The organism is Amycolatopsis sp. NPDC051716, from assembly GCF_040681595.1.
GTDB lineage: Bacteria > Actinomycetota > Actinomycetes > Mycobacteriales > Pseudonocardiaceae > Amycolatopsis.
On sequence record NZ_JBFAZA010000008.1, the window covers coordinates 56,162 to 69,111 of the forward strand.

The 12,950-nt window shown below is 71.4% G+C and carries 16 protein-coding genes; 9 read left to right on the forward strand and 7 right to left on the reverse strand.

Going from position 1 to position 12,950, the window contains the following annotated elements; all coding sequences use genetic code 11:
* Positions 1–4: 4 nt before the first annotated feature.
* The 8 genes from AB0M30_RS12835 to AB0M30_RS12870 all read left to right on the forward strand — a co-directional run bounded on the left by AB0M30_RS12835 (position 5) and on the right by AB0M30_RS12870 (position 6,824).
* The gene (locus AB0M30_RS12835) at positions 5–544 is read left to right on the forward strand and encodes an STAS domain-containing protein (protein ID WP_364583418.1); all 540 of its coding nucleotides are present in this window, start codon (positions 5–7) and stop codon (positions 542–544) included.
* Entirely contained in the window at positions 541–1,470 is a 930-nt protein-coding gene (locus tag AB0M30_RS12840; RefSeq protein WP_364583421.1) for a PrsW family glutamic-type intramembrane protease, read from the forward strand. The genes AB0M30_RS12835 and AB0M30_RS12840 overlap by 4 nt, the downstream gene beginning before the upstream one ends.
* 93 nt (positions 1,471–1,563) lie before the next feature.
* Positions 1,564–2,064, forward strand: coding sequence for an STAS domain-containing protein (locus AB0M30_RS12845; protein ID WP_364583423.1), 501 nt, complete (start codon positions 1,564–1,566; stop codon positions 2,062–2,064).
* Between the two features lie 354 nt (positions 2,065–2,418).
* Positions 2,419–3,342, forward strand: a complete 924-nt coding sequence (locus tag AB0M30_RS12850; RefSeq protein ID WP_364583426.1) for an endonuclease/exonuclease/phosphatase family protein — start codon at positions 2,419–2,421, stop codon at positions 3,340–3,342.
* Between the two features lie 115 nt (positions 3,343–3,457).
* Positions 3,458–4,318, forward strand: a complete 861-nt coding sequence (locus tag AB0M30_RS12855; RefSeq protein WP_364583429.1) for an NAD(P)H-binding protein — start codon at positions 3,458–3,460, stop codon at positions 4,316–4,318.
* 52 nt (positions 4,319–4,370) lie between these two features.
* Complete coding sequence (locus tag AB0M30_RS12860; protein WP_364583431.1) at positions 4,371–5,306, forward strand: alpha/beta fold hydrolase; 936 nt, start codon at positions 4,371–4,373, stop codon at positions 5,304–5,306.
* Between the two features lie 94 nt (positions 5,307–5,400).
* Positions 5,401–6,462: a hypothetical protein gene (locus AB0M30_RS12865; RefSeq protein WP_364583434.1), complete on the forward strand. Its 1,062-nt coding sequence runs from the start codon at positions 5,401–5,403 to the stop codon at positions 6,460–6,462.
* Positions 6,463–6,509: 47 nt separating this feature from the next.
* Complete coding sequence (locus AB0M30_RS12870; RefSeq protein ID WP_364583436.1) at positions 6,510–6,824, forward strand: hypothetical protein; 315 nt, start codon at positions 6,510–6,512, stop codon at positions 6,822–6,824.
* A 100-nt stretch (positions 6,825–6,924) separates the two neighbouring features.
* On the opposite strand, the gene AB0M30_RS12875 is transcribed toward AB0M30_RS12870, so the two are convergent.
* The 7 genes from AB0M30_RS12875 to AB0M30_RS12905 all read right to left on the reverse strand — a co-directional run bounded on the left by AB0M30_RS12875 (position 6,925) and on the right by AB0M30_RS12905 (position 11,469).
* Entirely contained in the window at positions 6,925–7,740 is an 816-nt protein-coding gene (locus tag AB0M30_RS12875; RefSeq protein ID WP_364583439.1) for a hypothetical protein, read from the reverse strand.
* A gap of 96 nt (positions 7,741–7,836) precedes the next feature.
* The gene (locus AB0M30_RS12880) at positions 7,837–8,337 is read right to left on the reverse strand and encodes a hypothetical protein (protein ID WP_364583440.1); all 501 of its coding nucleotides are present in this window, start codon (positions 8,335–8,337) and stop codon (positions 7,837–7,839) included.
* An 88-nt stretch (positions 8,338–8,425) separates the two neighbouring features.
* A complete protein-coding gene (locus tag AB0M30_RS12885; protein ID WP_364583443.1) occupies positions 8,426–8,827 on the reverse strand; it encodes a hypothetical protein in 402 nt (133 codons plus the stop codon).
* Positions 8,824–9,762, reverse strand: coding sequence for a metallophosphoesterase (locus AB0M30_RS12890; protein ID WP_364583445.1), 939 nt, complete (start codon positions 9,760–9,762; stop codon positions 8,824–8,826). The genes AB0M30_RS12885 and AB0M30_RS12890 overlap by 4 nt, the downstream gene beginning before the upstream one ends.
* Positions 9,759–10,169, reverse strand: a complete 411-nt coding sequence (locus tag AB0M30_RS12895) for a plastocyanin/azurin family copper-binding protein (protein ID WP_364583447.1) — start codon at positions 10,167–10,169, stop codon at positions 9,759–9,761. Before AB0M30_RS12895 ends, AB0M30_RS12890 begins: the two co-directional genes overlap by 4 nt.
* Before the next feature lie 38 nt (positions 10,170–10,207).
* A complete protein-coding gene (locus AB0M30_RS12900; protein WP_364583450.1) occupies positions 10,208–10,891 on the reverse strand; it encodes a Rieske (2Fe-2S) protein in 684 nt (227 codons plus the stop codon).
* The gene (locus AB0M30_RS12905; RefSeq protein WP_364583452.1) at positions 10,888–11,469 is read right to left on the reverse strand and encodes a sigma-70 family RNA polymerase sigma factor; all 582 of its coding nucleotides are present in this window, start codon (positions 11,467–11,469) and stop codon (positions 10,888–10,890) included. The genes AB0M30_RS12900 and AB0M30_RS12905 overlap by 4 nt, the downstream gene beginning before the upstream one ends.
* 114 nt (positions 11,470–11,583) lie before the next feature.
* Here AB0M30_RS12905 and AB0M30_RS12910 point away from each other — a divergent pair, with 114 nt between their 5' ends.
* Complete coding sequence (locus AB0M30_RS12910; RefSeq protein WP_364583454.1) at positions 11,584–12,855, forward strand: vanadium-dependent haloperoxidase; 1,272 nt, start codon at positions 11,584–11,586, stop codon at positions 12,853–12,855.
* Positions 12,856–12,950: the final 95 nt, after the last annotated feature.

Below are 12,950 nucleotides of genomic sequence, written 5' to 3' on the forward strand. Positions count from 1 at the left end.
TCCCATGACCACCAGGCTTTCCCACCCACCCATCGCGCTCGCGGAACTGGATGGGCTGATCAGCCGCGCGGCACCGCCGCCCGAACTCACCATCAGCTCCACCCTGCACCCGGGGCGCTACACCGTCGTCGCGATCGCCGGCCGGGCGGACGCGCCGGCGTTGCGGACCCTCGCGGGATACCTCGCCGGGCTCGTCCACGCGGGCGCCCGCCACTTCGTCATCGACCTTTCCCGGGTCGACCGGCCCGGCGACGACCTCCTCGGCCTGCTGCGCCGCTTCGGCGACCGGCTGGTCGCGGACGGCGGCGCGCTGGAACTGATCGGGCTGACCCCACCGGTGCTGCACGAGCTGGACGACCAGGCCCTCGGCGAGGTTTTCGCGCAGTACCGCGCCGCCTTCGAGAGCGGCCTGCGGCGGTGGGCGGCGCTGCGCTGCCCGCAGGGCTTCGACGGGGTCGCCGAACCCGGCTCCCCCGCCCGCTTCCGCGCGTTCGTCGACACCGGCGCCACCGGGCGCGGCGAGCGGTTCGGGAGGCGCCGATGACCACCGTCGGTCGCCGCCCCCGGCAGCGGACGTGGGCGCGGATCTTCGTGATCGGCCTGCTGCTGTGGGTGCTGTCGGTCGTCGTGACGTACGCGACCGGCAACCCCAACCTGCTGCCCACGCTCGTGCTGCTCGGCAGCTTCCTGGTGCCGGTGACGTTCGTGGCGTGGGCGTTCGAGCGCCGCGACTCCGGGGAGATCACCGCCGAGCTGGTGTTCCGGACCTTCCTCGTCGGCGGGGTGCTCGGCGTTCTCGGCGCTTCGGTACTGGAGGCCTACCTGCTGTACCCGTCGACGTGGCTGTACGTGGGCGTCGGGCTCATCGAGGAGGCGGTCAAGCTGGTCGCCCTCGCCCTGCTGACGCGCGGACTGGCCGTGAAGTCCATGCGGGACGGGATGATTCTCGGCGCCACGGTCGGCTTCGGCTTCTCCGCCTTCGAATCCGCGGGCTATGCTCTCACGTCGTTGTTCACCGCCCATGGCCTGTCGCTCGACGACCTGGTCACGACCGAGCTGTTGCGCGGGCTGCTCGCGCCGGTCGGGCACGGGCTGTGGACGGCCATCCTGGGCGGCCTGCTGTTCGCGTGGAGCACGCGCGAGCACTTCGTGCTGAGCCTGCGCCTGGCGCTGGCGTTCCTCGGCGTCGCGCTGCTGCACGCGCTGTGGGATTCCATGTCGTCCATCGCGCTGGTGATCACCCTGGTGCTGACCGGGCAGGTGGCGCAGTTCGAGCCGCGCGGCCTCGTCGTACCGCCCGAGGACGTGGCGACGGTGTACACGGTGACGACGTGGCTGGGCGAGGGCGTGATCGCGCTGATCGGCGTGCTGTGGCTGCTGGTCCTGGTCCGGCGGTCGCGGCGCGAACGCCGGGCACCCCACTGGACGTACCGGATTCCCGCCGCCCGCACGCCGGCGGGACGGTATTGACCGGAGTGGACTGAACCAAGAGTTTCCAAGACAACGAACGGTGCGCGCGTGCGGGCATCCGCAGTGCGGCCGCCAGCGGGATGGAGCACGGAAATGCGTCGTCTGTTCGATTCGTCCGCCGCACCCGACCAGGTGCCAGCGACCTTCCGGCCCGAATTCGCGGTGCTGGACGGTGAACGCGCACCTGCCGGGGACCTTTTCCCCGACGGCTTCGTGAGCCTTTCCCACGGGGACAAACTCGCTTTGTCCATCACCCGCGACGCCGACGTGGTCCTGGCGACGGCGTCCGGCGAGATCGACCTCGCCACGATACGCGTGTTCGCCCGGCACCTCGAATCAACCCTCGTCGGCTCGCCGGCCGCGGTCATCGCCGACCTCGACCGCATTGCTTTTCTCTCGTCCTCCGGGCTCGCGGCACTCCAGATCTTCGCCCACGCGGCGGACTCCGCGGGTGTCGCGTTCTGCCTGGTCAGTGCTCAGCGCACGATGCTCCGGCACCTGAAACTGACCGAACTCGACCGGGACATGACCATCAGAGCCACCGTCGCCGAGGCCCGCGCGTTCCTCACGGAGAAGCCGGCGTACGGCACTTGATCGGAACGTCCAGCCAGGTCTCGTGGGCGCGGCGGAACGCTCCCGGGGTCGTTCCGGTGTGGAGCGCTCCAGTTCGGCTCGAAAGCCCCGTACACCTCGCCGTCGGACTCCGGCTCTCCGTGGGGTGGGAGCCGGCTCGCCTGGAGCAGGATCGTGGCCAGCAGCTGCTGGATCTGCCGCTAGACCGCCGTTCCGGAAGCCGGCGCCGGGTCCCGATAGGCCTCGCAGCCCGCGCCCTGTGCCACACCGCGTTCTGGACAGTTTGCGAACCACGTGGTTCACTTCGCGACGACCACCTCGGTTCCCGAACGCTCCGGAAAGGCACGACTCGTGCGTCCAGCCGGCAAACTGATCATGTCCCTGCTCCTCTCCCTCGGCCTCCTGTTCGCGACGGCACCGGCCCGGGCCGACGAACCCGATGCCCGGAACTGGCCGCACCCGCGGTTCGTCACCTACAACGTCTGCGGCGGGGTCTGCGCCATCTACCAGGGCTCGAAAACCGCCTGGCGCGACACCATGATCGACGCCATCGACCACTGGGACGCCGATCTCGTGACGTTCCAGGAAATGTGTTACGGGCAATGGACCCTGCTGCGCGACACCCTGGCGAACCGCGCGTCCGGCCCGGCCTACGACTCGGTCTGGGGCGCGGCACTGCCGGCCAACCCCGGTTGCCAGAAGTGGGGCAGCGACACCCGGTACGGCCTGGCCACCTTCAGCAAGGGCGGATCCGGCACGATCGACAACGGTTCCCGCAGCGTCGCCATGCTCCCCAACCCCAGCGGCGGCGAACAGCGAATCCTGCTGTGCGCCAAGACGACCATCGGCGGGCGGGGCGTCCGCGCGTGCAACACCCACATCGACTACCGAGGCCGTGACCCGGAGGCGCAGATCGCCCAGGTCGCCGCGCTCACCCGTGGCTACGCGGCCCAGGGCGAGCCGGTGGTCCTCGGCGGGGACTTCAACGTGCTCCCCAAGGACGCCCGGCTGGACCCGCTCTACGACCACGGCGGCGGCACCGGCATCTTCCAGGAGGTCGACGAGAACGACAAGTCCGAGTTCACCGGCGCGGACTGCCCCCAGTCCGGCGACCGGTGCCGCAGCGGGGAAGCGACCGCCGAACCGTCGTGCTCACCGCGCGTGTCCGAGCCCGGCAAGATCGACTACGTCTTCCTGAGCGCCTACTGGTTCACCACCGTGCGCGGCGACGCCGCGGCCTGCACGGCGGGGATGTCGGACCACCACCTGCTCCGGGGCGCCGCCGCCTGGGAACACTGACCGCACGTCCCCGGGTCCGACCGCACGATCATCGGTACACCCTTACCCAAATACTACGAGATTCATATGATATGTTCCTCGTATTAGCTGTCGAGGAGCCAGGGAAGGGTTTGCCATGATCGTGCTTACCGGGGCGACCGGACTCGTCGGACGCCTGCTGGCCGCCGAACTCGCCGAAGGCCACGAGGTCCGCGCCGTCACGCGTTCGCCGCGGCACGCGGGGCTGCCCGCCGGCGTCGAGGTCGTCGAGGGCGACCCGCAACGGCCGGGAACCCTCATGAAGGCGTTGCGCGGCGCGGACGCGTTGTTCCTCCACCCGCGCGCCGTCGGTGATGCCGCCCATGACGTCGTCGCGCTGGCCCGGGAGCTCGGCGTCCGCCGGGTCGTGGCGCTCGCCGCGGCCAATGTGGACGATCGGCTCGACGCGCAGCCGTCGCGCTTCCGAGGCGACCGCAACAAAGAAGCCGACGACGCGGTCGCGACGAGCGGGCTCGACTGGGTCAGCTTGCGGCCCAGCTCTTTCGCCGGCAACGCGCTGACCGCGTGGGGCGGGCAGATCCGCGCGAGCGACGACGTCCGCTACGTGTACGCCGGCTTCGAGGAGTCGCCGTTGGACGAACGCGACCTGGCCGAGGCGCTGGACAAGGCGCTCACCGGCGACGACCTGCTCGGCCGGCGCATCGACCTCACCGGTCCGGAGTCGCTGTCCCACGAGGAGATGGTCCGGCGGATCGGGGTCGCGCTCGGGAGGCCGCTGCGGTTCTACGAAGTCCCGGCCGAACCCGCGGCACGCGGAATGGTGGCCAGCGGGCTGCCGGAGCCGTTCGTCACCGCGATGATGGCTCGCTACGCCGCGCACCGCACACGCCCGCAGTTCCCGCCGACGCCGGAACTCGAGAAGATCCTGGGCCGCCCGCCGCGCACCTTCGCCGAATGGACCGCCGACCACACCGCCGAGTTCGAGGCGGCCGGGTGACCCCGCGAGAAAGCTTTTGCCACCAACGAGTCGCATCAACCGGGAGGTCGCTGTGCGCAGGTCCGAGGACCGGGAAAAGGTCCGTTTCGTCAGCGGTGACGCCGAGTGCGTCGCCTGGCACTATCCGGGAACCAACGGCGCCTGCGTGATCATGACGCCGGGCGGCGGGGTGACCAAGGAACCGGGCACCGACCCGTTCGCCACGCGATTCCACGAGGCGGGGTTCACCGTCCTCGCCCTCGACTACCGGCACTTCGGGGAGAGCGGAGGCCGGCCGCGCCAGGTCATCCGCGTCAAGGAGCAACTGGCCGACTGGCAGGCGGCGATCGACTTCGCCCCCACCTTGCCGAACGTCGACCCGGCGAAGCTGGCGATCTGGGGCTTCTCCCTCTCCGGCGGCCACGCCCTCCGCCTCGCGGCGCGCAACCCCCGGCTGGCCGCGGCGATCGCCCAGACCCCGCTGGCCGACGGCCGGGTGGCCGCGCTCAGGACGATGCGGCACCGGAAGCCACTCCCGATGCTGCGTCTTCTCGGCCGAGGTCTCCGCGACGCCGTGGGCGGCCTGTTCGGCAGGCAGCCCCTGCTCGTGCCGCTCGCCGGGGAGCCGGCCACGGTGGCGTTCGTGACCACGCCGGACGGCCTCGACGGCGACCGGGCGCTCAACCCGGGCAACCGGTATCCGGAATGGCAGCAGGCGATCGCCGCCCGGACCCCGCTCTGGTTCGGCTTCTACCGGCCGGGCCGTGCCGCTCCTCGCGTGCGATGCCCGCTGCTGGTCCTGGTCTGCGACGAGGACCAGACGGCGTTCGCCGAGCCAGGCGTCCGCGCGGCCGGGCGCGCACCCCGCGGAGAGCTCGTCCGCATGCCCGGCGGCCACTACGCCCCCTTCCTGGAGGGCCACGAGCAGGCGGTCGAGGCCGAACTGTCCTTCTTGCACCGGCACCTGCTCGATCGCGTCACCACCGGCACCGTGCGTTACGGCGAATGACGGATTGCCCCCGCAGTTGGTTACCGCTTGACTTGGGGCGGAACGCAACCGCGTGCGGCCAAGCGGCACGCGTCACGTCTTGGGGGGAACGTCCATGGCACGTCCACAAGTACTGTCGCGCGCCGGCATCCTGGCGGCCGGCAGCCTCGTCACGCTCTTGGCGGGCGCTGTCGTCCTACCAGCGCCGGCCACGGCCACCACGCAGGTCACCGATCTCGGCGTTCTCCCGGGCGGCAGTTCCAGCTTCGCCTTCGCGATCAACTCGAGCGGAACCGTCGTAGGCGAGTCCGCGGTGGGAATCAGCGACCACGCCGCGCGCTGGAACCCGGACGGCACCAGCACCGACCTCGGCATCCTGCCCACCGGAGTGGACAGCACGGCGATGGCCATCAACGACGCCGGTGTCGTCGCCGGCCACGGCAGCATGCGGGACGCGGCGCACACCTTCCACACGCACGCCGTGCGCTGGAACCTCGACGGCACCCTCGACGACCTGGGCACGCTGCCCGGCGACATCGCCAGCGAGGCACGCGGGATCAACTCCGCCGGCGTCATCGTCGGCTTCTCCCAGCAGCCGGACGGCGTCCGGCACGCGGTGCGGTGGAACCTCGACGGCACCATCGACAACCTCGGTACCCTGCCCGGCCAGCACAGCAGCGAGGCACGCACGATCAACGACACGGGCACGATCGTCGGCGACTCGTACGGTTGCTGCCCCGGCACCAGGGCCGTGGAGTGGGCCCCGGACGGCACGATCGTCGCGCTGGGCATCGGGTCCGGCTCGTCGACCAGCATCGCCACCGGGATCAACAACGACGGCACGGTCTCCGGCTACGAGACAACGGACACCTCTCGCGTCGCGCGCTGGGACGGCGCCGGTGGCATCACCCTGCTGAACCCGCTGCCCGGGGACGCCACCAGCTGGGCGTCGGGCATCGCGGCCTCCGGGGTGATGGCCGGCAAGTCGTTCACGTCGGGCAACACCGGGCACGCAGCGCGCTGGGACGCCGACGGCACGGTCTCGCAACTCGCCCCGCTCGCGGACGGCAAGGACGCCACCGCCAACGCTGTCAACGACAACGGCCAGGTGGCGGGGTACGCCATCACCGCGGACGGCCACTTCCACGCGGTCAGGTGGTCCACGGGGGCGCGTTAGAGAATCGCTGCTGCGCGTCCGGCCAGTCGCTGGGTTGAATGAGCCTCATGACCACGGGCGAAACACGATTGGAACGCCGGATCCGGCGGGACTTCCTCGAACCCGGCTCCGCGCCGGAGATCATCCGTCTCCTCGATGACCTGCCCCGCCGAACCGGCAGCAAGATCCACGGTGGCGAGCGCGTGCAGGCGGCGATCGTTCTGCTGGCCCGCGGGGACATCCGGCGATTCCGTGATGCCGTCACCTTGAGCACGCAGGACTGGCGTGACGTGCTCGTCGCCGCAGATCTGGCGCACGATGACTGGCCGGCCAGGCTGGACCAGGAACTCGGTCCCGTCACGTCGAGCGAAGACGGCAAGTAGCTTCATGCCCTACCTCCGCGTGTGTTCGAAGCCTGCTCGCCCGGCGGATCTTCCGGTGAAGTGGGGGCGCCGGAATCGCGCCCCCACGAGCACCGCTCGGTCAGGCCAAGGTCGCGTACTGGATCAGGTAGCGCCAATCCGCCGAGTCCGCCGGGTTGTCATCGCCGTACTGGACGTCGAAGCTGGTGGCCTCGGCCTGGATGCCCAGATCACGGATGTGGTTGTCACCCGCGTCGCCACTGGCGGTGTTGTCCAGGAAGAACCCCCGGATGACCTTCTCCCCGCCCAGGGCGGCGGCGTTCGCGGTGCCGGTGGCGTGGACGGTGTTGAGGACGGACACCAGGAACCCGAGCCGGGACCGGGGCACCCAGGCGTAGCTGACGTCGTAGGTGAACGGATCGTCGCCGTTGGTGTCCTTGTACTGCACCGTCAGCCGGCTGCCGCTCTCCGATACCCCGATCATGTCGAGGTGGTGGTCGCCGTTGTCGAAACCGAACCGGAAACCGCTGAGCACGAACACGAAGTCCCCGGCCGGGCGCGTGGAGAGCGGCATGGTGCACTGGCCCTTGCAGGTCCCGTGGAACGACGCCGGCACGATCCCGGCCGGGTCGACGACCTCGTGGGCGACCAGGTAGCTGTAGTCGTCGTCGCCGTTCTCGTCGGCGAACGTGACCTCGACCGCGGACTGCTGCGGCAGCGGCATCGCCGCGACCTGGCGGATGTGGTGGTCTCCGCCGGTGAAGTGGTACTGGAAGCGGCCGAGCAACGGGGTGCCGAACACGCCGACGCCCGGGAACACCGTGCCGTGGGCCGCGCCGATCACCTCGTCGAGCTGGGCGGCGCCGGCCGCGGCCACCCCGCTGGCGAGCAAGCCGGCTACCGCGGTCACCACCGTCAAGATGCGTGCTTTCTTCATCCGTCCTCCCCGACGTGCTGGGACTTCCCCGCGTGGCCCGCGGACGACCACACTGTCCCCCAGCGCGTCGACAAACCGTCGACAATCCGTCGTCAATCACGGCTCCGGTCGAACAACCACCGATCGCGGCGTGAAGAACCGTTGCCGAACGAATTTGGTCCCATAAGACAGCGCCGCGACCGATGCGAACAACGTGACCAGGAATAGCGCGATCAATCCGAACACGCCGATCGAATCGGCCAGCTCGTCGGCCTGGGACAACAAAAGCGCGGCCGGACCGGCACCGATCAACGGGGCGACGAGCCAGCAGTACAGGTAGGTGCGCGCGATCTCCGCCCCCACCAGCCGGGAGCGGCCGGCGATGCGGTACCGGGTGGTGGTCTTGGTCCCGAAGGTCTGCGAGCCCTCTTCCATCAGGTAGTAGCGGGCGATGGGAACGATCGGCAGCACGATGCTGATCCACGCCGTCTTGAATTGCGATCCCGACGCATCGGGCACGGTCGGGCCGAGCAGGACCCGCCCGATCCCGTTCACCGACTGAAAACTGCGAGCCCGCTGTTGCTCGGCAGCACTGAGCGACCACACGATATCCGGCACGGGCGGACAATACCCCGGCACCATCGGAACCGACAAGAAACGCACTCATCGTGACGGAGACAAAGAACCGCAGATTCCGTCAATGAAGTCAAGACGGCATTTTTTCCGTCCCGGCCGCCTCCCTCCACCGGAAACCGTCGCGGTGCAGCGCGACCGCGACGAGGACCAGGACCGCCACCTCGGCCAAGACGCTCAGCAACGCCTGAGGCGCCGGCTGGAAGCCCCGCTCGGAAAAGCCGAACAACCCGGTCGTCCGCGACAGCACGAAGCCGGCCAAGGCCCCTGCCGCCAAGCCTGCCGCGGCGAGCCGCAGGAGGACCGGGCTGCCCGCCAGCAGCAGCAACGCCACCGCCATCGACGCCGACGCCTGGGCCAGGAACGCCGGCCCGATCACCGGGATCACCCGGTACCCGCCGACGTACAGCTGCGCGTGGAGGAAACCGGTGGCCGCCAGGCACCCCGCCGTCGCGATCCGCAGGAGGAGGTTCATGCCAGCTTCACGTCCTTCACCGCCAGGCCCGGCTGCCCGGGCCGGTAGGTCACTTCGCGGATGCCCAGCGCATCGGCGAGCTTGCCGGCCGGCAGCGTCACCGGCGTCGGCGCCGGCCGCGTGCCCGGCTGCGGCAACGGGTACGCCGTCGTCGTCGCGCTGTGGAAGGTGATGTTCCCTTCGGTCTTCGTGAACAGCTGGTGCACGTGCCCGTTGAGGCACGTCACCGACGAGAACCGCCGCAGGTACGACAGCGCCTGGGTGGCGTCGTCGGTGCCCCAGCCCCACGCCGGGTACATCGCGAACAGCGGGATGTGGCTGAACACCACGATCGGCGTGTCCGAGCCGAGCTTCGCGACGTCCTTGCGGACGAACTCCAGCTGGTCCGGGCCGAGGTGACCGAGCTTCTCCAGGCTCAGCGTGTTCACCAGCGCGATGAAGTGGACCCCCTTGACGTCGAAGCTGTACCAGCCGTCGCCCGCGGTGCCGGCCCCGAAGGCCTGGCGGTACTTCTGCCCGGCGTCGTCGACCGAGTCGTGTTCGCCGGGCACCGTGGACACGTGCCCGGTGTTCAGCGTGCCCATCATCTGCTTGACCTGGTCGAACTGGGCCGGCGTGGACAGGTGGGTCAGATCGCCGGTGTGCATCACGAAGTCCGGCCGGTACCCCAGCCCGTTGATCTGGGTGAGCGCCCCGGAAAACGACGACTCGACGGCGGTGTTGGCCGGGCCCTTGAACCCGAGGTGGCTGTCGCTGATCTGGACGAACCGCAGCGCGTTCGGGTCGTCGACGGCCGCCGCCTCGCCCGGTGCGGCGATCCGGCTGATCACCTCGCCGCCGGCCACCGTGAGGACCACGGCGGCGCCGAACCACGCCGTGTGGCGCAGCAGCTGGCGCCGGGTCATGCCTTCGGGGCCGTGGTCGTCCTCGGTCACGGCGTCACCGTCACGGTCGCGGTCATGAACGGGTGGATGGTGCACAGGTACTCGAACGTGCCCGGCGTCGCGAACGTGTACGAATAGGACTGTCCGGTTTGGAGCGTCGGGGACCGCAGCGGGCCACCGGAGCCGGTGCTGGTGACTGTGTGCGCGTCTTGGTCGGAGTTGGTCCAGGTGACGGTGGTGCCCTTCGTCACCGTCGTCGCCGCGGGCGCGAACGCGAAGTCCTTGATGGCCACCGTGTTCGAGGTGGCGTTCCCGGCCGCGGACGGCGACGGTGGCGCGGCCATGCTCGTCATGCCGGACATCGACGACGGCGGCGGCGGCGACGCGCCGGGCGGCGGTGGCGCGGCACAGGCCGTGAGCGCCAGCGCCGCCGCACCCACCAGAAGAAAGTGTTTCACCCCAACGGAAATCCTCATACCAGGAATATGCGCGCGGGTTACGCTCCGGCGGACGGCACCAGCACCTCGACCACTCCCCCGGCTTCGCGCACCACCAGGTGCGGCAGCGGGGGCGGCGTCACCGGCAGCTGGTGCGTCAGGACGACCCCGTCGACGGCGAAGGACGTCCGGTGGCACGGGCAGTTCAGCCGACGCGCCGGCGCGTCGAGGTTCAGCCGGCAGCCCAGGTGCGTGCAGGTCGCCGAGACCGCCCGCACCTGGCCGCCGGACCGGTGCACGAACCCGGCCACCGCCCCGAAGTCGAACGGCCGCACCCCGCCCTCGGGCAGGTCTTGCGCCGCGACGACGGCCCGCCACTCGCCGTTCTCCGGCCGCAGCGTCGTCTCCTCCGGTGGTGGCGTCGCGGCCGGTTCCGCACCCGGGTTCACCAGGTACTCGACGCCGGCACCCGCCGCGGCCGCCACCGCGGCGGCCGAGGACACCTGGATGAACCGGCGACGGTTGCCGCCCGGCGCGGCCGCCGGCTCGCCGAGCTCCTGGGCGAGCCGGCGGTGCAGCCCGGCGACGAACTCCTCGCTCGCCGCGGCGCCGCCGGGCCGGGCGGCGCGCAGCAGCACCGCGGTGCGCAGCTCGGCCTCGTCGTCCGGGCCGGCCGCGAACGGGCGCGGCCGTCGCCGCCGCAGGAGGTCCTTCACGAACCGGCGGACGCCTCGAGTGCTCACGTCTCCATCCCTTCCGCCAGCTGGGCCGCCTGGCGCAACGCCCGGTGCTGCAGCACCTTCGCGTTGCCGACGGTGGTGCCCAGCTGCTCCGCCGCTTCCTTGAGCGAGCAAGCCTGCAAGAAGCGCAGCCGCAGGATCCGCCCGTACCGCTCCGGCAGGAGCGCGAGAATCGCTTCGGCACGGGCGAGCGTGGCCGGGTCGACGGTGCCTGCTTCGAAAGCGGCGACGTCGTGCTCCTCGTCCAGGGTGGTGATCTCCCGGCCGAGCGTGCGCCGCCAGTGCCCGGCCAGCACGGTCCGCGCGGTGGCCAGCAGGTAGGCCCGGACCTCGCCCACGCTCGCCGAGACGCGCAGCGGCCGCAACGCGGTCAGGAAGACCTCCGTGGTGAGGTCTTCGGCGTCCGGCCGGTTGCCCACCTTCGAGAACATCAGCCGGTACACGCGGTCGACGTTGTCGCGGTAGACCGCCTCCCAGTCCGGGTAGACGTCCGCCCCGACCGCGTGCAGCCGCGGGCGCGGCGCCACGCCCGCTTCGTCCTGCTCGGCGCGCCTGCGCCGGAACCGCTGTGCCACCGGCACCGCCCGCCTTCTCCCCACCGACTCTTCCCGCCACTTGAGGAATACGGTCCCGGGTTACAGCCGTAACCCCGGACCGTATCGGCAGGCGAACCCTCCGACGACCTGGGGAGCGAAATGACCACACCGATGTCGCGCCGGACGATGCTCGTGACCGGCGGGGCGGCCGCCGCCGTGCTCGCCACCACCGGCCTGCCGGCACCCGCCGCCGCGACGCCCGCACGGCCGGGCGGCGCGGACGTCGTCCTCGCCTGGAACCGCGAGCTGCTGGCCATCGTGCGCACGGCCGGCCTGCAGCCGGCGACCGTGCACCCGACCCGCAGTTTCGCGCTGCTGCACGCGGCGATCCACGACGCCGTCGTCGCGACGACGGGCACCGGGCGGCCGTACCTGTTCACCGTCGACGTCCCGGAGCGGGCAGCGCCGGAAGCGGCGGCGGCGCAGGCCGCTCACGACGTCCTGGCCGCGCTCTACCCCACCCGGGCCGGCGAGCTCACCGGCCTGCTGGCCGGGCAGCTGGCGGAAGTGCCGCAGGCGGCCGCGCGGGACGCCGGCGTCCGGGCCGGGCGGCTGGTCGCCCGGCTGCTGCTGGGCCTGCGGGCGGACGACGGGTCGACGGCGGTCCCGCCGGTCCTGCCGCCGGGCACCGCACCCGGGCAGTACCGGCCGACGCCACCCGCGTTCGCCCCCGCCGCGTTCACCCACTGGGCGGCCGTGACGCCGTTCGTGCTCGACCGGGCCGGCCGGTTCCGGCCCGGGCCGTACCCCCCGCTCGGCGGCGCGCGGTACGCGGCCGCCCTGCGGGAGGTGGCCGCGACCGGCCGCGACACCAGCACGACCCGCACCGCCGACGAGACCGTGGAGGCGCGGTTCTGGGCCGCGCCGATCTGGAACCACTGGAACGAGATCACGCAGTCGGTGGTCGGCGGCTCGCGCAGCGGCCTGCTCGTCGCCGCCCGGGTGTTCGCGCGCCTCAACCTGAGCTTCGCCGACGCCGTGATCGCCTTCTACGACGCGAAGTACCACTACCGGATCTGGCGGCCGGTCACCGCGATCCGGCTGGCCGCAGACGACGGCAACCCGGCCACCGGCGGCGTCCCGGACTGGTCGAGCCTCGCCACCACCCCGGCCGACCCGGCGTACCCCGGCGCGCACAGCGTCATCTCGCAAGCGGGTGCGCGGGTCCTGCGCCAGGAGTACGGGCCGCGCTGGGCCCTGGCGGTCACGTCCGAAGCGCTGCCGGGCGTGACCCGGCGGTTCACGACGTTCCAGGCCGCCGCCGACGAAGCGGGACTGAGCCGCATCGCCGCCGGCGTCCACACCCGGCTCGACCACGAAGCCGGGCGGCAGCTCGGCCACGACGTGGCCGAGTTCGTCCTCCGGTCGTGACCGCTCCGGCCGGCGCATCCCTCTGGGCGTCGTGGGGTTTCCTGTGTGGACGCTGCTGTCGATCGAGCGCGGTGCGTGCGCCGGTCGGCGAACGG